The 20,639-nt window shown below is 32.5% G+C and carries 22 protein-coding genes and 1 pseudogene; 6 read left to right on the top strand and 17 right to left on the bottom strand.

Annotation, left to right across the window (positions count from 1 at the left end; all coding sequences use genetic code 4):
• Positions 1-7: 7 nt before the first annotated feature.
• From rplB to rpmG, 14 genes and pseudogenes are all read right to left on the bottom strand, one after another.
• Positions 8-847: a 50S ribosomal protein L2 gene (rplB, locus tag OF376_RS01340; protein WP_263821726.1), complete on the bottom strand. Its 840-nt coding sequence runs from the start codon at positions 845-847 to the stop codon at positions 8-10.
• 221 nt (positions 848-1,068) lie between these two features.
• Positions 1,069-1,368, bottom strand: a pseudogene (rplW, locus tag OF376_RS03185) (50S ribosomal protein L23); the annotation flags it as partial.
• 20 nt (positions 1,369-1,388) lie between these two features.
• Positions 1,389-2,009, bottom strand: a complete 621-nt coding sequence (gene rplD / locus OF376_RS01350) for a 50S ribosomal protein L4 (RefSeq protein ID WP_263821727.1) — start codon at positions 2,007-2,009, stop codon at positions 1,389-1,391.
• Between the two features lie 10 nt (positions 2,010-2,019).
• The gene (gene rplC, locus OF376_RS01355; RefSeq protein WP_263821728.1) at positions 2,020-2,712 is read right to left on the bottom strand and encodes a 50S ribosomal protein L3; all 693 of its coding nucleotides are present in this window, start codon (positions 2,710-2,712) and stop codon (positions 2,020-2,022) included.
• A 19-nt stretch (positions 2,713-2,731) separates the two neighbouring features.
• Positions 2,732-3,064 (bottom strand): 30S ribosomal protein S10, encoded by a 333-nt coding sequence (gene rpsJ, locus OF376_RS01360; RefSeq protein WP_263821729.1) that lies wholly within the window; start codon positions 3,062-3,064, stop codon positions 2,732-2,734.
• Positions 3,065-3,294: 230 nt separating this feature from the next.
• Entirely contained in the window at positions 3,295-3,663 is a 369-nt protein-coding gene (gene rplT, locus OF376_RS01365) for a 50S ribosomal protein L20 (RefSeq protein WP_263821730.1), read from the bottom strand.
• A gap of 15 nt (positions 3,664-3,678) precedes the next feature.
• Complete coding sequence (rpmI, locus tag OF376_RS01370) at positions 3,679-3,873, bottom strand: 50S ribosomal protein L35 (protein ID WP_263821731.1); 195 nt, start codon at positions 3,871-3,873, stop codon at positions 3,679-3,681.
• A gap of 15 nt (positions 3,874-3,888) precedes the next feature.
• Positions 3,889-4,446, bottom strand: a complete 558-nt coding sequence (gene infC, locus OF376_RS01375; RefSeq protein WP_263821732.1) for a translation initiation factor IF-3 — start codon at positions 4,444-4,446, stop codon at positions 3,889-3,891.
• 184 nt (positions 4,447-4,630) lie between these two features.
• Positions 4,631-6,982, bottom strand: coding sequence for an APC family permease (locus OF376_RS01380; RefSeq protein ID WP_263821733.1), 2,352 nt, complete (start codon positions 6,980-6,982; stop codon positions 4,631-4,633).
• Positions 6,983-7,005: 23 nt separating this feature from the next.
• Positions 7,006-8,628, bottom strand: a complete 1,623-nt coding sequence (locus OF376_RS01385) for a formate--tetrahydrofolate ligase (RefSeq protein ID WP_263821734.1) — start codon at positions 8,626-8,628, stop codon at positions 7,006-7,008.
• Positions 8,621-9,688 (bottom strand): MSC_0882 family membrane protein, encoded by a 1,068-nt coding sequence (locus OF376_RS01390; RefSeq protein ID WP_263821735.1) that lies wholly within the window; start codon positions 9,686-9,688, stop codon positions 8,621-8,623. Before OF376_RS01390 ends, OF376_RS01385 begins: the two co-directional genes overlap by 8 nt.
• A gap of 36 nt (positions 9,689-9,724) precedes the next feature.
• Positions 9,725-10,525 carry a transcription termination/antitermination protein NusG gene (gene nusG / locus OF376_RS01395; RefSeq protein ID WP_263821736.1) on the bottom strand — a complete coding sequence of 267 codons (801 nt, stop codon included), beginning with the start codon at positions 10,523-10,525 and terminating at the stop codon, positions 9,725-9,727.
• 12 nt (positions 10,526-10,537) lie between these two features.
• Positions 10,538-11,026 carry a preprotein translocase subunit SecE gene (gene secE / locus OF376_RS01400; protein ID WP_263821737.1) on the bottom strand — a complete coding sequence of 163 codons (489 nt, stop codon included), beginning with the start codon at positions 11,024-11,026 and terminating at the stop codon, positions 10,538-10,540.
• Complete coding sequence (rpmG, locus tag OF376_RS01405; RefSeq protein WP_263821738.1) at positions 11,026-11,169, bottom strand: 50S ribosomal protein L33; 144 nt, start codon at positions 11,167-11,169, stop codon at positions 11,026-11,028. Before rpmG ends, secE begins: the two co-directional genes overlap by 1 nt.
• Positions 11,170-11,369: 200 nt before the next feature.
• Between rpmG and mgtE the strand changes: the two genes are divergently transcribed.
• Together mgtE and msrA are read left to right on the top strand one after the other, a co-directional pair.
• Complete coding sequence (gene mgtE, locus OF376_RS01410) at positions 11,370-12,944, top strand: magnesium transporter (RefSeq protein WP_263821739.1); 1,575 nt, start codon at positions 11,370-11,372, stop codon at positions 12,942-12,944.
• 1 nt (position 12,945) lies between these two features.
• Positions 12,946-13,416 carry a peptide-methionine (S)-S-oxide reductase MsrA gene (msrA, locus tag OF376_RS01415; RefSeq protein WP_263821740.1) on the top strand — a complete coding sequence of 157 codons (471 nt, stop codon included), beginning with the start codon at positions 12,946-12,948 and terminating at the stop codon, positions 13,414-13,416.
• A gap of 41 nt (positions 13,417-13,457) precedes the next feature.
• On the opposite strand, the gene purB is transcribed toward msrA, so the two are convergent.
• From purB to hpt, 3 genes are read right to left on the bottom strand one after another with little or no spacing between them, the layout of a single operon-like run.
• Positions 13,458-14,885 (bottom strand): adenylosuccinate lyase, encoded by a 1,428-nt coding sequence (purB, locus tag OF376_RS01420; RefSeq protein ID WP_263821741.1) that lies wholly within the window; start codon positions 14,883-14,885, stop codon positions 13,458-13,460.
• 1 nt (position 14,886) lies between these two features.
• Positions 14,887-16,182: an adenylosuccinate synthase gene (locus OF376_RS01425; protein ID WP_263821742.1), complete on the bottom strand. Its 1,296-nt coding sequence runs from the start codon at positions 16,180-16,182 to the stop codon at positions 14,887-14,889.
• Positions 16,172-16,708, bottom strand: a complete 537-nt coding sequence (gene hpt / locus OF376_RS01430) for a hypoxanthine phosphoribosyltransferase (protein WP_263821743.1) — start codon at positions 16,706-16,708, stop codon at positions 16,172-16,174. The genes OF376_RS01425 and hpt overlap by 11 nt, the downstream gene beginning before the upstream one ends.
• 109 nt (positions 16,709-16,817) lie before the next feature.
• Here hpt and OF376_RS01435 point away from each other — a divergent pair, with 109 nt between their 5' ends.
• From OF376_RS01435 to OF376_RS01450, 4 genes are all read left to right on the top strand, one after another.
• The gene (locus tag OF376_RS01435; RefSeq protein WP_263821744.1) at positions 16,818-17,315 is read left to right on the top strand and encodes a ferritin-like domain-containing protein; all 498 of its coding nucleotides are present in this window, start codon (positions 16,818-16,820) and stop codon (positions 17,313-17,315) included.
• A gap of 137 nt (positions 17,316-17,452) precedes the next feature.
• On the top strand, positions 17,453-18,199 hold the full coding sequence (locus tag OF376_RS01440) for a triose-phosphate isomerase (RefSeq protein WP_263821745.1): 747 nt from the start codon (positions 17,453-17,455) through the stop codon (positions 18,197-18,199).
• Entirely contained in the window at positions 18,180-19,667 is a 1,488-nt protein-coding gene (gene gpmI, locus OF376_RS01445; RefSeq protein WP_263821746.1) for a 2,3-bisphosphoglycerate-independent phosphoglycerate mutase, read from the top strand. The genes OF376_RS01440 and gpmI overlap by 20 nt, the downstream gene beginning before the upstream one ends.
• A 90-nt stretch (positions 19,668-19,757) precedes the next feature.
• Positions 19,758-20,639, top strand: coding sequence for a hypothetical protein (locus tag OF376_RS01450; RefSeq protein WP_263821747.1), 882 nt, complete (start codon positions 19,758-19,760; stop codon positions 20,637-20,639).

Consider the following 20,639-nt stretch of genomic DNA (forward strand, 5'->3'; position numbering starts at 1 on the left):
TCTACTATTATTTACGACGACGAACAATCAAGTTCGTAGAAGCTTTTTTATTATTACGAGTTTTAACACCCATATGTCTTTTACCTCAAGGTGTACGAGGTGCGTCCATCCCAATTGGAGAACGTCCTTCCCCCCCACCATGTGGGTGGTCATTAGGGTTCATTGCAGAACCACGAACTGTTGGTCTAATACCTAAGTGACGTGAACGACCAGCTTTTCCTAAGTTTTCCAAGTTGTGTTCGTCATTTGATACTGAACCGATTGTTGCACGACATTCTTTGGGGAATTTACGTACTTCGTTAGAGTTTAATTTAACTAATACAAATTTATTTGTTTCGTCAAACCCTAAGATTTGCGCACCAGCACCAGCACTACGAGCTACTTGTCCACCACCTAAAGGATATAATTCAATGTTGTGAACAATTGTACCTTCAGGAATTAATTCTAAAGGTAATGTATTACCGATAAAGATATCTACATTTTCTTTTCCTGAAATAATTTTGTCGCCAACTTTAATTCCTTTTGGCGCAATGATGTATTTTTTCTCACCATCTGCATAAACAACTAATGAAATGAATGAAGTACGGTTTGGATCGTATTCGATTGTTTTCACAGTTGCGGGAATGTTATCTTTGTTACGTTTGAAGTCAATGATACGATATTGACGTTTGTGACCTCCACCGTGATGTCTAATCGTAATCTTCCCTTGATTATTACGACCAGCTTTTGATTTCAAGTTTGTTAGTAAAGACTTTTCAGGCTTGTTAGTTGTTAAAACAGATTTGTAATCAACTAAAACTGTTTGTCTTTTACCACTTGAGCGATTTTTAATACGCTTAACTGCCATAATTGCTTGCTCCTTATTTAAGTATTTGCTTTTCGACTGTTATATTATTTTTTTGTTGCAGCTTTTTTAGCTGTTGTTTTGCTTGCGTCTTTTGTAGCTGAAGCTTTTTTAGCTGGAGCTTTTTTAACGCTTTCTTTTACAGTTTTTACAGCTGAAGATTCAACTGTTTGAACATCTTGTTTTGCAGTTGCTTTTTCAACGGCTGCTTCACTATTTTTCATAGCTTCAGCTTGTTCGCTAGAAATTGCAATCTTTACACCTTTTGGTAAAGTGATGTAAGCGATTTTTTTCGCTTTTGTAAATCCTGGATTACGAGAAGCTGTTCTTGTTTTAACTGAATCACGATTGATTGTATGAATTGATTCAGGTTTTTGACGGAAGATTGCTTCGAATGCTTCACGAATTTGGTATTTGTTAGCACGTTTATCAACTAAAAAAGTTAAAGTTTCTTTTTCTGATAATTTTAACATTTCAGATTTTTCAGTTCGATATGGCTGTAAGATGATTGTTGTAATATCCATATTTTATCCCTCCAACTTTATTATTTCTTAGCTAACATATCTTGCGCTACAACAACTACATTAGCATGCATTACGTCTCGCACAGATACTTGATTTCATTTTTTAGCAATAACTTTTTGTAAGTTTGCACTTGATTTAGCGATATTTTCGTTTTTATCGTTTAAAGCAATTAACACTTTTTTATCTTGGAAATTAGCTGTATTAATGAATTCAACTATTTTCTTAGTTGATGGAACTTCTAAAGCAGCGTTCGCATCTAAAGCATATAAAGCTTGATTGTTTAATTTAATAGTTAATGCTGATTTGAATGCTAATAAACGTACTTTTTGGTTTACTTTCTTAGCATAGTTACGGTTTGGTTTTGGTCCAAAGACAACACCCCCACCAGTTCAGTGTGGGTTACGTGTTGACCCTGTACGAGCCTTACCTGTATGTTTTTGACGTCATGGTTTTTTACCACCACCACGTACTTCACCTTTAGTTAATGTCGAGTGTGTCCCTTGACGTTCTGCTGCGTTTTCACTTAGAACAACGTCAAACATTGCTTGTTTGTGAACTTCTTCAACAAATAGATCAGCAGTTACTTCAAAGTTAGCATCTAATAATGACCCATCGACAGATAGTAATTTAATCTTATTCATCTTTTAACTCCTATTTTTCTGCTTGTGTTTGATTTGTTTTTGAATAATTTACAATAGCAATTGGACTTGCTTTGTTTTCTTTTGTCCCTGATTTAATAGTAACTAAAGAACCTTTAGGTCCTGGGATAGCACCCTTAATTAAAATTAAATTTTCTTCTGGACGAACATCTAAAACTAATAAGTTTTTGATTGTTACTAATTCATGACCATAATGTCCTGGTAATTTTGTTCCTTTAAACACACGTTGTGCTTGTGAACCCCCACGACCACATGCGATTGAACCCACGTAACGGTGAGGATAACCAGCACCATGACCCATTGGACCCATGCTATAGTTGTGACGTTTAATTGATCCAGTGAATCCGTGACCTTTTGTAATTGCTTGCACATTTACTAATTCGTTAGCAGCAAAAGTATTAACATCTAATTTGTCGCCTACATTTCCAGCCACATCACGTAATTCTTTAACATATCTTTTTGGTTCAACGTTTAATTTATTAAATAAACCTAATTGTGGTTTATTCAATGCTTTTTCTTTTACAGTGTGGTATCCCACTTGAACTGCGTCATAGCCATCGTTTTCTTTTGTACGAACTGCTAAAACTTCGTTTGGTTCAACATAAACAACAGTCGCAGCAAACGCTTGACCATCTTCGCTGAACACTTGAGTCATACCAACTTTTGTTCCTAATAATGATTTCATTTATAGCCTCCAAATAATATTAAAGTTTAATCTTGACGTCAACACCGAATGGGATGCTAAGACGTTTTAATTCAGCACCTGTACTCGCATCTTGACTTTCAATAATCAATAAACGTTTGTGTGTTCTTCTTTCGAATTGTTCACGACTTGGCTTATTAACGTGTGGTGAACGAAGGATTGTAAAAATTTCCTTTTTTGTAGGTAATGGAATAGGTCCTCTTACCTTTGATTTCTTAGAAGCTATTTCGATGATCTTTTTAACAGTTTCATCTAATAGTCTATGATCATAAGATTGTAAACGAATGCGTCATTCTTTTTTAGCGTTCGTTTTCTTGTTTAATTCTTGACTCATACTTGTTGTCTTCCTTTCACATTTGATAATGATAATTGAATCATAGAATTGATTATTAATAAGTTACCTGATACGTGACAACTCATTTCGGTGTATCAGCAATCTTAACAATAACAAAACCTTTATAATTATATCTAAAACCTTTTTAAATAGCAAGGTTTTATTTTTTTATTATCAAATAGATAAAAAAAGATTGTCGCGGACAATCTTCTTTTTATGTTTTTATTCGCCTATTTAGCCATTACTTGGTTAACTAAGTTAACGAATGCTTCATGATTATTAATTGCTAATTCAGAAAGCATTTTTCTGTTTAAACCAGCGTTATCAGTTTTTGAAATAACATTGTTTTTAACTAATGCATTCATGAATGCTGAATAAGTATATCCAAGCGCACGAACCGCAGCATTGATTCTTGAAATTCATAATTTTCTGAAATCACGTTTTTTATTGCGACGGTCTCGGTAAGCGTATTGACTTGCACGAATAACTGTTTGTTTAGCGGTTTTAAAAGATGTATGACGAGTTCCTCAAGAACCTTCAGCTCTCTTTAATCAACCTTTACGTCTTTGACGTGTAACACTTCCACCTTTTACTCTCATAAAATTCTCCTTATCCTATAAGCATTGAACGTAACGTTTAGAATCACTAGCATGTACTAATGTGTCTTTACGTAATTGACGTTTTGCTTTTGTAGAACGACCTAAAGCTAAATGTGAACGGTATGCGTGTTTTCTTTTTAGTTTACCTGTTTTAGTAACGCTAAAACGTTTGGCAACTGCACGTTTTGTTTTTTGTTTAATTTTAGCCATGTTTATCTTTCCTTTTTATTTTTTCAGAGGTTCAATGAGTGTTTCATAACGCATATCATTAATTTTTTTGTTTGCTTGCACAAAGTTTCCAACGCCTTCTAAAGCGCTTGCAAATTTTTGATAAGCTTCATTAATGATATCGATTTTTGAGGCCATACGACCACGTGCGACAATTACAAATTTAACATGATCTTTGTCCGCTAATCATTTTTTAGCATTTTCAATTCGAACATTTAAATCGTGATCTCCAATAGTTGGTTTGATCTTGATTTCTTTAACCTTCGTAATTGTTTGGTTTTTACGATTTTCACGTTGTTTACGTTTTTGTTCATAACGGAACTTACCGTAATCTAAAATTTTCACTACGGGTTTGTTTTCGCGACGCGCAATCAAAACCAAATCTAAGTTTGCTTGATTGGCTAATCGTAATGCTTGATCACGATCCATTTCGCCAAGATTATTTCCATTTTCATCAATCACCATCATTCGACGGAAACGAATATTTTCGTTAATTAACGGTTGTTTTTGGTTATCTCTTGTACGAGGATCTCTTGTATCTGGTGCTTTATTCATTAAAACTCCTACTATTTATTTATTCAATGTATAAAGAAAATCTTTGTATTCTCATTAATATAATATTAACTTCAATAAGACTGAAAGCATGATACCCATCTTCACTTGCGAAAATCAGGTGAGCAGAGCTAAACTCCACTTCTTTCTTTATACAATTAATTATTATATCACAAAAATGCAATAACTATTCTTCGATTTCGATTGGGAATGATCTTTCGAATTCTTGACTTAAGTATGCTAATTCCTTATTAGCACGTCTTAATTCATCTTTATTTTTCAGTGTTAAATATTGTTCATATTTATATTTCATAAACGCAATACGCGCTTGCTTGTCAGCAAATCGGTAATCATCTACATATAATTGTGGATTTTTGATTAAATCAAGTACATTTTGATCAACGTTTGATAAGTTTGGCATTTCTTTTAAGTTGACACCACGCTTCTTGTTTCAAATGTAATTGATTAGGTACACCATTAATCCGAATGTTAAAGTGCAAATGAACATTGGTAATGCAATTGAGATGAAGACATAGTAAGCTGTTGCTCCAGGATATAATTCTGGGGCTGCAGGTAAATATGTCGCTACCACTGCAAATGAGTTAACACCAATTGCTAAACTAGCTAATAGAATTTGTAATCAACGGTGTTTAATTCTGAATGAACGTTTCAAGTAGTTTGCCTTGATCACAAAACGAATGTATCCGATTAGGAAAATGTTGTAACCGATATAGTACATTGAGATTTGTGAAACAACGTTAGAAATAAATCCGATATTTGTTACAGATGCTGGAATCCCTGAAGCCACTGGTTGGTAACCAGTAACGTTGGCAATATTGTCCATGACTTTTTGTACTTGTTCGTTTGAAATATGATTAAAGTCAAAGTGGTAAATAATTGCCTTAGTATTATTAGCGTCGTAGTGATAAATTGCTCGGAATTGTTCCTTTATATTATCTAATTGTGCAGTTGATAGGTTTAGTTTTTCACCATCAGCGTTGACCCCTTCATTTGCTAAAATATCTGTAATTGTTTTTCCTTCATAACCTAATAATGAATTATACCCGAACATATATACTGCAAAAATTCCAGATAATAAAATAAATCATAGGAAACTTACAGTCAATGCTGAACCATTCTTAATTTGGTAAGTTGTTCATTTAGGGAAGTGTGCTTGACGCATAGCGTAATTTAAACCTGTTGATAGATTACTCATTCAAACAGAAACTTCAATTAAAACCCCAATTCCTGTAAAGAATGAAATCGTTTGGAAGCCCCGCATTGCTGTGTGGTCAATTGGACGGTCAATGACTTGAATAAATTGACTTGGGTTAGCAATTGGATTCGCTAATTCATCTGACTTAACTAATAGACCAGCTGCTGCTTGTGAATTCGCATCAGCTAATACATCGTTTAGAGATTCATGATAGATGTATTGGTACATTACTTGGTTAGCTGCAGCTGTTCCGTAATCTCTTTCAACAACTTCATAAGCGTGAGCTAATGTCGTAAAGTGTGTTGCATCAGTTTCGTTTGGTAGTTTAACATCAACCCCTCCAACTGACAAGTTAAACATTATAGTTTGAACTAGTCCTCCGTTGAATGATAATGTAGATGTTGGTACAGTCATTGAAATCATAATTGATCCAATAACGATGCAGATTAAAGCAATTGCTACCACAATTGCCATCGCACGTGGATATTGTTTAGATGGGTTATTCATACGGTTTGAAGCGATCGCAGATACTTCAACCCCGTGTAAACTAAAACTAAAAGCCATAAATGATGCCATCACAGTTGATGACATAAATGTTTTATTTAGTTCATATGATGAACCGGTTACATTCGGTGATAAATGCCCTTCTTTTAAGAATGACTTACCAATGTAGTATAAAGGGTCATCTAGATTAGCAATTGTGTAGAATGAGAATCCTAAAACAATTGCGAATGGTAATAAAATACCAATAATTAAAGCAATTTGTCCCATTTGGTGAACACGTTTTTGTCCCCATAATGAAAGCATAATTAATACGAATAAAACAGCAATCGCGATTCCATATGCAGAACCACTATTAAATGTCTTTGATAAATTTATGCTACTTGCTTGGTTTAAGGTTGTTCCTAATTTTAGGGTATTAAAGTAGTTATACCCTGCTCCTCCAGCAAAACCGAAAGAGAAAGATGATAGGATAAAAAGAACCATAGCCACAAAACCAAAAGTTACTTGAAATTGTAATCATGTAACTAAAAAACCAGCACGTGGACCAATTAAATTCCTTACCCAGGTAAATAGTCCCCCGTGGGTCCAACCTTTAATGGTTGCCATTTCAGCAGCGGCCATACCAATTGGAATAAATCAACAAAAGGCTGTTACAAAAGCAAATATAATTGCGATTCAACCAGCTGTTGATAAACTCGGGAAAGTGTAAAAAGCAACAATTGCACTCGCCGTTAATAAAACGAACCCAATTAATGAAACTTTTTTATTTTTTTCAAGTTTTTTTAAAACTTTTTTTTCTTTTATTTCATTGTTTATCATTTCAATTCCTTTCTTACTTAATGTTATTTAATGATGAAATTTTTAGCTGCCGGAATTTTGTTTAAACCAGGCATCCGAAAAATTTTCGACGTGATGACAATCAACAAGTTCGCAAAATTGTTAAATTCAATATGGCTAACGTGAATATCAAATGGTTCTGGCACATTTAAAATTGTTTGGTCATCCGTCAATGAATAAGGGTTTTTAGCCATACATACAAATCAATCCTGACGACTTAAATTGGTTATTTGAGCTTGCGCTTCTGGTGAGAAAATAACTTTTTGAGCGTGGTATGCATGTGTAATAATTTTGTTAATTTTATCAACCACATTGTCGTTTTTCACATCATACAAATACACGGGTAAATGATTGTGTGAACTGTTTAGTTGTTCCATTGTTTTTTGAAACATTTCTTGCGATTTTTGCGAACCGTAAGCATAAGCGTAGCTGCGAGCATGGGCAATTTGGTGCTCATCAAGCAATTGTTCTAAGAAAGCTAATTCTTCTGGCGTGTCAGTAACCTCATTCACATTTATATAAGCCATATATTTTATATTATAGCCTTGAATATGGTTAATATGCGCTAAAACATTTTTAAAGCCGTTTTTAATGATTGCAAATGAGTCTTGACTATCGAATTGATAAGTCCCATGATGACGAATTGTTTTTAACGAAATGACTAGTCCAATTAAGTCAACATCAACTGCGCCTAACTGACTTTTAATGTTCATGAATTTTTCTAAACCTAAATCTGCACCGAAGCCACATTCAGTAACAACAACATCTGCCAACTCTTTGGCCATATTTGTTGCAATTAAAGAACTACATCCGTGGGCAATATTTGCAAAAGGTCCACCATGAACAAGTACAGGGTTGTTTTCAGCTGTTTGTACTAAGTTCGGGTAAAGAGCATCCTCTAAAATAATCATTAGACTTTCTATAATCTCTAAATCTGCAATAGTTACAGGATGATTTTCATATGTATAGGCAACTACTGTTGCTTTTAATTGTTTTTGGAAATCTTCCTTGTTTTGTGCTAAACAAATTAATGCCATTAAGTCGCAAGCAGCCGTGATGTTGAAGCCGGTATTTATTTGTTCTTGCTTGATTTGGTAATTGATTTCACGTAAAGAACGATCGTTCATATCAAGACAACGTTTAATTAAGATTTTTTGTGGATCAATATTTAGAGGTGATTTGTTATAAATTTCGTTTTCTAAAACAGCAACAATTAAATTATTGGCCGTAGCAATAGCGTGTAAATCACCTGTAAAATGTAAATTAATTTTCGCAAATGGTTCTAATTTACTGCACCCTCCACCAGAGCCAGTTCCCTTCATTCCAAAAACGGGTCCTAGAGACGGTTCTCGTAGTGCACCAATCGCACGGACATTGTGTTTATTTAAACAATCAACTAAACCGATGCTTGTGGTTGTTTTCCCCTCCCCAGCCGGATTAGGGTTCATAGCTGTCACCACAATTAATGATGGTTTAGTTTTTTGCGACGAACATTTTGTTTGCGTTTTTGATCGACAAGAATCTTTTTTTGATGATACTGCCTTGATTTTGGCAATATATTCTCCGTACAGATCATAATCTGCCACTTTTAATTCATGATTTTTAATAATATTTAGGATTTTATCCACGACTTAACACCTCTTCTTTAATTAATGAACGATTCTTTTTATGTTTAAAGGCAACTAAATAAATGACTAGTAAAATGATGCCAATGATAACTAACAGTATACAAAACACTATTAAACCTTTTTTAAAAGCGCTTTGTTTTAATTTTAATTCGTCCTCGTTCGTAATAATAGGCTGAGTGTAGTAAACATTCATTCTATCTAAACGAATTTTAGCGCTTGTAATCATCATCAAATGTGTAACGAAAACAAAGCAAAGCAGCGTTCCAAAACTAATTACTGCATATAAAGGCGTTTTCACATTTTGTGGATTATTTAAATTGACCGGATCCTTTATAATCCGTAAATCACCAAACGATATTTCGTTTAAATGAATAGCTCCATTGTTAATTAAGTTAATTAGGTATGTTAACAAAAAAGTAAATAAAATACAAAAACCTAAAACTAAATATAAAGATGCTGAAATTCAATTGATAATGATTGGAGCGGTTACGAGCTTCTTATAAATTTTTAAAATGAAATTGGATGTGTTGCAAGCATCAAGACTCTGGCTTAAATTTTTCCCTTCACGCTTAAAATTGCGATAATCAGAAGAGACGGAGAGTGTCATGCAAAAACAAACCACGAACATCATTAAGAACGGTAGAAAAATTCATGGTGTAAAGTTTTCTTCAACAACTTTATAAATGAAATAAGCAATAACGCCGACAATTAAACCCATTAAAAAAACTCAAAAACTTAATTTTCAAAGACTAGAATACTTTTCTTTTTCATAAAAATCGGGAGTTTTTGTGTTTTGTGATACGTCAATCACAAAAGCTTCGGTGGGATGAATGTCTTTATTTGTGTTACTTTTATAAACAGCCGGAGTGATTTCTACCGGTGTAATCGGTGTAATTGGATTAGAAGGAATCGATTGCAATGCTAGTTGTTGATTTTGCATTTTTAGGCACATGTTTTCTTCTTCGATTCTTTGCAATCGTGACAAAATATTGTCGTTCGCATCATTTGGTTGTGTGTTTGATGCCTCATTCATCATAATATTGGGTTTTGTGTTAGGCATATTAAACTCCTATATTAGAGTGGATTATTACTTAAATTATAACGCTTCATCTTCGTCGTAAATTGCAATATCTTTAAATGATAAATTTAAAGTGTTTAAACGGCCAAAGAATTCCAGTTGAACTTCAACTGTTTTTTTGGCATTGTCAATTTTAGAAATTGTACCGATTTCATCATAAAAATTATCAGATAAAATTCGGACAGATTGATTTAGTTTGAAATCATAAACAACATCGTCTTCATGATCTTTAATTAAAGTTACTTCTTTGCCATGAGTTTCATCTTGTTCAACTGGTGAGTGTTCAACATTTTCTTCTAACTTGACTTCAGCTGAAGCACGATCGTTTTCATGAATCATTTTCACGATTTCATCTTCACTAACTGGGTGAGGTTTAGTATTTTTTCCAGATGAACCAACTAAACCAGTCACCATTTGAGTGTTCCGAATTAAATATCATACTTGACTTGTCATATCAACCTTAATAAACACGTATCCACGGAACTTATTTTGTTCTTTAATACGTGTACAACGATATTTAATAACTCCATCAATCATGACAGTTTCCCATTTTACATCGGGTTTATTCTTCATGTTTTTAGGAGCGCCGTCCTTTTCATAAATTTTTACTTCTTTAATTTTTTGTTTAATGATTTTGATATCACTAAAGAAAGCTGCTAAACCATAACCTTTAATTTTGTTTTTTAGGTCAGCAATTACTTTTTGCTCATTACCACCAACCACTGTAATAATGTATCATTGGTGATGGTTATGATTTAAATCAATTTTTAAATCATCTAGTCATTTTTGACTGTGGTCTTTTAATTTATAATTTGCCATATTTTACCTCTTTTATTTTGTACTCAAACGAATGAATGCTGCATCAATACCATAGAAAATTCCCATTAGAATTAATACTATGACAATAATGATGATGAAGCTAAGTATCACTGTTGTTTTCTTCGCTCATGTTGTTCTTCGCAATTCTTTATTAACACCATAGAATCAACGTTCAATTAGGAAGTTATTCTTTTCATATTTGGCGTTTAAATTTCGGACGTCTTGATAATATTGCTCAACAAGCATTTTAATCAATAAACTAGTCTGTTGACTATATTGATTAATTGCTTCCTTAGATACCGTGCTATCCTTTTGCATAATCAAAATGTTTTTCTTACGATTTTCCATTTGATGGCTAATCACTTTTTTCTGTTGATCAAGAATCTTTTTTTCGTTTATATAATCTTGTTTACGTTGTTTTTTAACTTCTTGTTCGTATGCCTCATTCATTTCGTATTCACGTTCTTGCACAGAGACAAACTTATTAGTCTTTTTACTCATTATCTTGTTTCCTTATGCAATACAGATCGTTCACAACGAGGGCAGTATTTTTTTAATTCTAGCCGTTCTTGCGCGTATTTATTTCGCGTTGTGTGATAATTGCGAGATAGGCAATCTTCACAAACTAATATCACTTTTTTCATTTACATACCCACTTTCATTAACATAATTAAAAAAGACCCAAAGGTCTTTACTAAAATTATAATATTCTTTTAGCATAAAAAATTAAATTTTAGCATAAATTTTTATTTTTATTTTTTATGAATATTTTACGGTTTGCTTCTAACTAGCATTAAAAACAATTATAATAGATAAAGATTAATATAGCAAGGAAGGGGTGCTGATGATGTTCAAGAAAAAAGATAAACAAACAATTAACAAAGATAACATCAATTTGTTTGCTAACGTAATTAAAAAAGCGTATGAACAAAAGGATGTTAACACTTTAAAAAAATTACTTAAGAACCGCCGGATTGACCTGGTTGTTCAAGCTTTAGAACATTTAAATGATGCGCAATTGACAATTTTCTGTTTAATTACAGCAAAGGATGATCGATGTGGGGAAATTTTTAAATTTTTAAACCACTCGGCTAAATTAATTGTTATCCAGTCCAGTACCATTCCACAACTAAAAATTATTTTATTTGAATTATATAATGATGACATTGTGGATTTAACTTATCAATTTCCTAAGGAAATTAAAAAAATTTTATTATCATTGGATTCACAACAACGTGCAGCCTTAAATCAGATGTCAGAATATGATCAAGATGAAGCCGGAAGTTTAATCAACAGTGAGTTCTATTCATTGAATATTAACTGAACAATTGAAAAGGCTGTTGCTGATATCAAAAAACAATATGATAATTTCGAGCGTAACAACTATATTTTCGTTGTCGATGAATTTGGTAGATTAAAGGGTTTAGTTGGCTTTAATGATTTATTTTTTGCACAAACTAATAATCAACAATACGTTAAAGATATATTGCAAGAAGATGTTTTTTATCTGCGTAGTGATGAGCCAGTGGATCAAGTAATTGAAATTTTCTCTAAATATTCAATTGAACAGCTTGCAGTCATCGATCAAAATGATCGTCTGTTAGGTTATATATCAGATAATGACATTTTGCCGGTTATTAATGAAGAAACAACCGAAGATATTTATAAAATGTACGGGATGAAGGAATTAGATTTTCCGTATATGAAAACCAGCGTGATTACTTTGTTTAAATCACGTTTATTGTGATTAGCTATTTTGCTAATTTCAGCCACAATTACGTCTTTTTTAATTTCTAAATTCCAAGATATCGGGCAAGTTTGAACTGCTGGTTTATCTTCGTTAGTGATTGTGCCGATTATCCCAGCCATGACAGGGACTAGTGGAAATGCTGGTAGTCAAACCGCTGCTTCGGTCATTCGGGCTTTATCGATTGGCGAGATTACGAAAAAAGAATTCTCCAAAGTCATGTGGAAAGAATTTTTAGTTGGGAATATTGTCGGCTTAGTATTGGCCATCATTAACTTCGTTCGATTAGTTATTTTCTTTTTAATTATTCAACCCGAAATTCAACAAGGTGGACAATACTTAACAACTATTCAAAGCCCAATAATCATCGGAACGATTGTTAGTGCTGGAGCTTCATTAGCTTTATGAATATCAATTGTATTATCAAAAGTTTTAGGGGCTTTATTACCAATTATTGCAACCAAATTTAAAGTTGATCCTACGGTTATGTCAACTCCTATTTTAGCCACTTTATTAGACATGGTAACATCAACAATTCTCTTCAGTATTTGTATTGGTTTCTTAATTATTGTGATCGACCAAGATGTTATAAACAACATAAATAATGCTGGCAACACAAGTACAACACAAAGTATTACGCAAGTCATCAATTACATAAGGGAGGTCGTTTAATTTGCGTCGAATATATTTAGCGGGCGGTTGTTTTTGAGGGATGCAAGGATATTTTCAAAAACTGAATGGTGTAGTTTTCACAACTGTGGGATATGCCAATTCAAACATCCACAATCCTACATATCAACAAGTTAAAAAACAACTAACCAATGCTGTTGAAACATTAGAAATATATTATCAAGAAAGCCAAATTTCCTTACAAGAAATATTAGATCATTTTTTTGATGTTATTGATCCTACTGCTTTAAATTATCAAGCCGATGATTTTGGAACTCAATATCGTAATGGTGTTTATTATGAATTAAACGATGATTTAACTGTTATTGAATCAAAAATCAACAGTCTGTGTCCACAATATGCAAAACCTATTGTCACTGAAGTTCAAAAAATTACTAATTATTTTTTAGCTGAGGAAGAACATCAGAATTATACTGACAAACACCCTGAGGTAATTTGTCATATCAAGTTTTAATCTTTAGAAAACAAAAAAACCAGCATGTAGCTGGTTTTTTATTATAATTCAAAGTTTTTTGTGCTCGTTTCTTTGGTTGGTTTTTCTCCAATATAAGCTCGTACATGAGCAACATATTCTTCTGTTTGTTGAACACTAAAACCAATGTATAATTGAGGGTCTAATTCTCGTTCTAATTGTTCTTTATTTAATTTTAAACGTGGTTCTTCTAATAAGTGAGCGATCAAATTATTTGGCAGACCTTCGTTTTTAATTAAATGACTTTCTTGCATACTAATTTTGCGAATAATTTCGTGTACTTCTTGTCTATTTGCCCCATTTTTTGTGGCTTGCATCATGATCTTTTCAGTAATCATAAATGGTAATTCATCATTCACATGTTTTTTGATAATTTGGGGATAAACAACACATTTATCAACAATGTTTGTCAAAATGTTTAAAAGGGCTTCAGTAGCAAGGAAAGCCTGTGGATGACTCAAACGTTTATTAGCTGAATCATCAAGTGTTCGTTCAAATCATTGTGTAGCAGCTACTCATGGACCATTAGCTTCTAAAGAAATGACAAATTTAGCTAGTGAACTAACGCGTTCACACCGCATAGGATTACGTTTATAGGCCATAGCTGATGAACCAATTTGGTTCTTAGCAAATGGTTCTTCAATTTCTTTTAAATGTTGCAGCAAACGAAAATCATTCGTGAATTTATGCGCTGATGTGGCAATATTAGTTAACAGTTGTAAAACCCGTGTATCTTGTAAACGATCATATGTTTGACCTGTCACTAATAAACGCTTTTGAAAGCCAAAATCCTTGGTAACAAGTTCATCTAATTGAACAACTTTAGCATAGTCATTATCAAAAAGTGTTTGAAAACTTGCTTGTGTACCAGTGGTCCCTTTAATTCCACGAAAGGCTAAATTATCTAAAACATAATCTAATTCTTCTAGATTCATAAAGAATGATTGCATTCATAGACATGCACGTTTACCCACAGTAGTTAATTGAGCTGGTTGAAAATGTGTAAAACCAAGAGTTGCTAAATCCTTGTTTGCTAGAGCGAAATCACATAAATCGTGTAATAAAACCACTAGACGCGTTCGGATTAATTCCAACGCTTGCTTGATTTGAATTAAATTGGTGTTATCTTGAACAAAGGCACTGGTAACTCCTAAATGAATGATCTTAGCAGCACTGGGTACTTGTTCACCGAAAGTATGAACATGAGCCATCACATCATGTTTAAACTTTTTTTCAAATTCATGAGCCAAAGCAAAATCAATATCATCAATTTTAGCTTTCATAGCATCGATTTGGTCTTGCTTAATAAATTCCAATCCTAAATTGTGTTGGTTTTGAGCTAAACTAACCCATAGCGATCTTCATGTTCTAAACTTAAATTCATCGCTAAATAAATAAGCCATTTGTTCGGTATTGTAACGATCTGTTAAGGGGTTTTTGTATGTTTTCATTTTAAATTAATTGTGCCTTTTTATAAATGTTGTGTTTACGATCTGGTCCAATTGAAATTAAACTGATTTCTACACCAACAGCTTTTTCAATAAATTCTAAATAACGTTTTGTGTTAGCTGGCAGTTCGTCATAAGTTTGCATTTTACTAATGTCTTCATCTCAGCCATCAAACTCTTTGTAAACTACTTCAATTTTTTTATCATCTAAATAAAATGCAGGCATCACACCATATGTTTGATTATCAATAATATACTTTGTCGCTACCTTAATCTTTTTAATACCTGTTAAAATATCTAATTTTGTAATAACTAAATCCGTTACTCCGTCAATCATTACAGCATGTTTTAACATCACTAAATCTAATCAACCGCAGTCTCTTTTACGTCCCGTAGTAGCACCGTATTCATGGCCTTTATCTTGGAAATGAGCACCAATTGAATTATCTAAGTATGTCGGGAAAACACCTGAACCAACACGTGTCATGTAAGCTTTAAAAACACCAAAAACTTTATTGATTTTATATGGTGGAATTCCTACACCAGTACACACACCACCAGCTGATGGTGATGATGAAGTAACGAAAGGATATGTTCCATAATCAATATCCAACATTAATGCTTGCGCTCCTTCAAAAAGCACTTTTTTCTGTTCATCAATTTCTTGATTAATTAATTGTGTTCCGTTTACTAAACGATGTTTGATTTTTTGACCTAACATAAAATATTGTTCAACAGTTTTTTCTACATCAATTAAGTCATAGTTAAAAATTTTTAAAATCGGGTTTTTTAACATAGCATTTGTAGTAATTTTGTTTCTTAGAACGTTTTTATCAATTAAGTCAATAGCACGCACGCCCACCCGGTTAAATTTATCAATATAACATGGACCAACTCCTCTTAAAGTTGTCCCAATCTTTTGGTGGTGTAACAGTTCTTCATTTAATTTATCTAACTGTAAATGGTATGGCATAATAATGTGCGCACGCATATCAATTAGTAAATGGTCCGCAGTCATTTGACGCCCTTCTAACGCTTCAATCTCTGTTAATAAAACATTCGGATCAACAACAACCCCAGGGCCAATTAAACATTTTGCAGTCGGGGCTAAAATACCTGATGGTAGTAAATGCAAAATAAATTTCTGATCATTTACAACTACTGTATGACCAGCGTTATTTCCACCTTGATAACGTACAACGTAGTCGACTTTTTCTGCTAATACGTCAATAATTTTTCCTTTACCTTCGTCTCCAAATTGTAAACCGACAACAACATAAGTTTGATAACTATTTTTCATCTTTAATCACCTTTGCTATATATGGTAGGGCTCGATGCATTTGAGCATAATCGATTCCATATCCTACTACAAATTCATTGGGAATTTGAAAACCAATATATTGAACATCTACATGACTAATACGACATTCAGGTTTATCCAATAATGTGGCAATTGTTAAACTTCTTGGTTCTCTAGATCATAATAATTTCGAAATTTTATCCAAAGTAAAACCGGTGTCAATAATGTCCTCAACAATGATTACATTTTTATCTTTGATGTTTTCATCCAAATCTTTTAAAATTTTAATTTCTCCACTTGTTTGCATTTCGTGACCGTAACTAGAAACGCTCATAAAATCTATAGTAATATGGGGATTTTTAATGTGTCTTGCTAAATCGGCTAAGAACATCACTGAGCCTCTTAATAGGCCTACTAAGACAATTTCTTTCCCTTCATAATCGCGATTAATTTGATCAGCGATTTTTTGCACAGCTGTTTGAATTTCTGCTGCAGAAATCATTTCTTGAATTTTATATTTAAACATCTAACTCTCTCATCCTTTATATTAAAAATTATATTATAGATATCCAAAATAGTTATGCATTTGTTAAAATATATATGTTTTATTTATCATAAAAAAAGGAGTTGAAATTATGATTAAAACAAAAGAAGTTGTTAGTGTTTTAAATAAACATTATAACGTTAATTTTAAATTGGGTTTAGAATACGCTCAATTAGCTTATTTAGTAGAAACTAAATTCAAAATGCCACACGCTGGTAAATTCTTAATGAACTTAAGCGTTGACAAAACTGGTATTCATAAAGACAAAATGTTAGCTTATTTTGTAAATGCGGATGTCCCATTAACAAGCGATATTGCTTTCGAAGCTAACGATTCACAATTTAAAACTGTTTTAGATGTTTTCCAAGCAGTTTTAAAAAATGAACAAGCTGTACGTGTCGAATTACAAGAAGCTGCTGCTGCAACTTTAAAAGCTAATGATTATGAATCTTTCGAATTCTTACAATGATTCATTAAAGATGGTGTTAAAGATTCAAGTGAAGTAGCTACTGTTATCGATATTATCGAAAGCTGTGGCGCAAACAATTCTTTAGCTGACCACTTAATTAGCGAAGTTGAAGAAGAATAAAATCAACTAATCGATTTTAAAAAGAAGGTTTAAGACCTTCTTTTTTATTTGTTAAAAAACAAATAAGAGCGCAATAACAATTATTTTCTAAACAAACTTTTCTTACTTGTATAATTAAAATAAACAAAGGAGATAATATGAAATACTTGGTTGCTAATTTTAAAATGAACACAAATAAGGCTTTACTTAAAGATTATTTACAAAGAATCGACTATTCAGAAGAAACCCAATCCCAAGTGAGTTTAATTTTAGGGGTTAGTGATTTTTATCTAGCCTTATACCAAAAAGAGTTTGAGCAAAAACACATTCCGATATTTGCCCAAAATATCTCAGAGCATGAAAAAGGTGCCTTTACGGGGCAAAATAGTATTGGTCAATTAAAGGAACTAAATATTCCGGGCGTAATTATTGGTCATAGTGAACAGCGTTGTTTTATGGATCAACAAAGCGTTGATCAACGTGTTAAGTTAGCTTTAAAAGCTGGTTTGAAAGTGATTTTATGCGTTGGTGAAGACATGCATGTTTACAATCAAAACAACAGCCTAGCATTTGTCATTAACCAAATTAAAGAAACGGTTAATTTTGCTAATTACAAAAATTTAATGATTGCTTATGAACCCATTTTTGCAATTGGTGGTTCACAAAGTGCAACTAGTCAACATATTGACTATATGCTAAAGGGTATTAAAGGATATTTCTATAATTGCACAAACTTTAACATTCCTGTTTTTTATGGTGGCAGTGTCAATTCTAATAATGCACAAGAAATTTTAAAGAATAAAGTTGTTGATGGTTTATTAATCGGTAGTTCTTGTCTGGATGTTCAACAAACAAACACGATTATTAATTATTTAAAAGATAAAAATGATGACTCCGAAGCGTAAAAAAATTGCCTTAGTTATTTTAGATGGTTATGGAATCGCTAAGGATTCATCTACAAACGCAATCACCCAAGCTCAACCAAAATTTCTTAATTCTCTAGCTGCTAAATATCCTTCATTAAAACTACATGCATCAGGAGAAAAAGTCGGTTTAAAACCCGACCAATTCGGTAATTCAGAACACGGCCATATGTCCATAGGTGCAGGTCGCATAATATATACTGATAATATGTATGTTAATCAGAAAATTAAACAACCAAATTTTCAACATGATTTACTTGATAACATCAAAGGTGAGCGAGTCCATTTAGTAGGAATTTACTCCCGCGGACAAGTGCATGGTAATCATGAACACATTTTGTTTTTAATTCGCTATCTTGTCCAACAAAACAAGCACGTTCTTTTGCACTTAATTATTGACGGTCGAGATACTAAACCCATGGTCTTTAAAAATCATTACGAAGAATTAAATGAACTAATAAAAGATCAAAAAATTAGTATCAAATCTATTAGCGGACGTTATTTTGCAATGGATCGTGATCAACGTTGAGAACGTGTGCAAAAAGCATATAACGCAATGTTTATACAACACAAGCAAACTGATTTAAAAAAGTTCATCAATGACCAACAAGCACAAAATATTAGCGATGAGTTCGTAGAACCTATTAGTTTAGGCGATGAGGTTTTGCAACCAAACGAAACGGTTATTATTACTAATTATCGTGCTGATCGGATTCTACAATTAATTCATTTATTAAAACCACAAAGTCAATTTACTTATGTTAATCCTCAGCACATACAGCCTATAAATATTTTTAGTCTCACACACTTGAAACAAACTGATTTACCCTTTCTTTTTTCACAACCTGTTTTAAAAAATATTCTTGACGACGTTTTGCAAGCTTCCCAAATTAAACAAGCACGCATAGCTGAAACTGAAAAATATGCTCATGTAACTTATTTTTTTGATGCGCAAACTAAGCGCCAACATCCATTTAAGAAGTTTTTTCACATCCCCTCACCACGTGTTCAAAATTATGAACAAACCCCCGGCATGAGTGCATCCTTATTAACAAAAACTGTTAAAGAACAATATGATAATTTCGATTTTTTTGTTATTAATTATGCCAATGCTGACTTATTAGGTCACACCGGTGATCTAAAAGCCACTATTAAAAGTATTCAACTTTTAGATGAAACATTAGCAGATTTATACGACTTTTTTGTCAGCAAAAAACAACAAACTATGATTATAACAGCTGACCACGGGAATGCAGAAGTCATGTATGAGGATAATTCGATTTGCAAGAGTCATACAACTAATCCTGTACCTTTTATCATCACAGATCCTAGCCTTAAACTAAGAAGTGGAGATTTTAGCATTGCTCATATTGCTGCCACTATTCTCGATTATTGAAATTTAAAAGTTCCACAAGAAATGCTGTCTTCAATGATCGATAAAGATAAATAATCACCCTGTACATTTATGTACAAAAATTGTTCTAATTGAAAATTTCACAAAAAAATGATAAAATAAAGAATTAGAAACACCGGTGAACTTATGAACAAATGAATTAAACATTATCAAGCTTCAATTTTTCTCTTTATTGCGCTATCATTACTAACTTTTTGTTATTTCTTTGTAGCAAGTATTTCAAGACCAAATGAGCTTGATTTTTTGTCATATCAAAGCCAAGTAACCCATCATGCAACTTTTATGTATGATTATCAGGTTCCAACAAGTAATTTCGATTTTCTAAAAAATAACCACTTTGAATATAACATTAGTTTAAGTGGTAATGGGATTGCTATGATTATTGTTTTATTAATTTTTCATACATCCTTCTTCTATTTTTTAGGACTAAGCATTAAATTAAAATTAGTGCGTCAAACACTCGTCTTTATCGTTTTAGTAAGTCTTTTTTACTTTTTAATTATTTATTTATTCATAGTTAGTTCTGTTCAAACAAAAATTGGTGTTTTACTGAATCAAATCTATTATGATTATCAACGAATTATTGTTAATCATCTAAATCTAACAGCTGGTCAAAAGGTAGAATTATTTAGCGGTCTAATAGAGCACTATAATTTAGCAACCATTAATGATTCTACAAGTATGTTAAAGCAAATTAATGATGCACAAGTTATGCGTCCCATCTTCTTTTATAATGGTTCATATAGCTTTGCTAACAATTATTACGCCACTGGATTAATTTATTTCACTTATACTATCAGTGCAATTTTCTTCGTTGTTATGGTTATTTTTTATTTAATTCAAACCATCCAATTTATTAATCTCCTACCCATTAAAGAGAAACCTGCTAAACAACGGAAATATAATCCTAATAAATTAAATATTGATCGCTCTAAGAAAAACAAAAAACAAATGATTGCTGTTCCTGATACAGATCTAGAACGCATCTTCCAAGAATTAGATTTATAA

This window comes from Ureaplasma miroungigenitalium, from assembly GCF_025780085.1.
Classification (GTDB): Bacteria; Bacillota_I; Bacilli_A; order Mycoplasmatales; family Mycoplasmoidaceae; genus Ureaplasma; species Ureaplasma miroungigenitalium.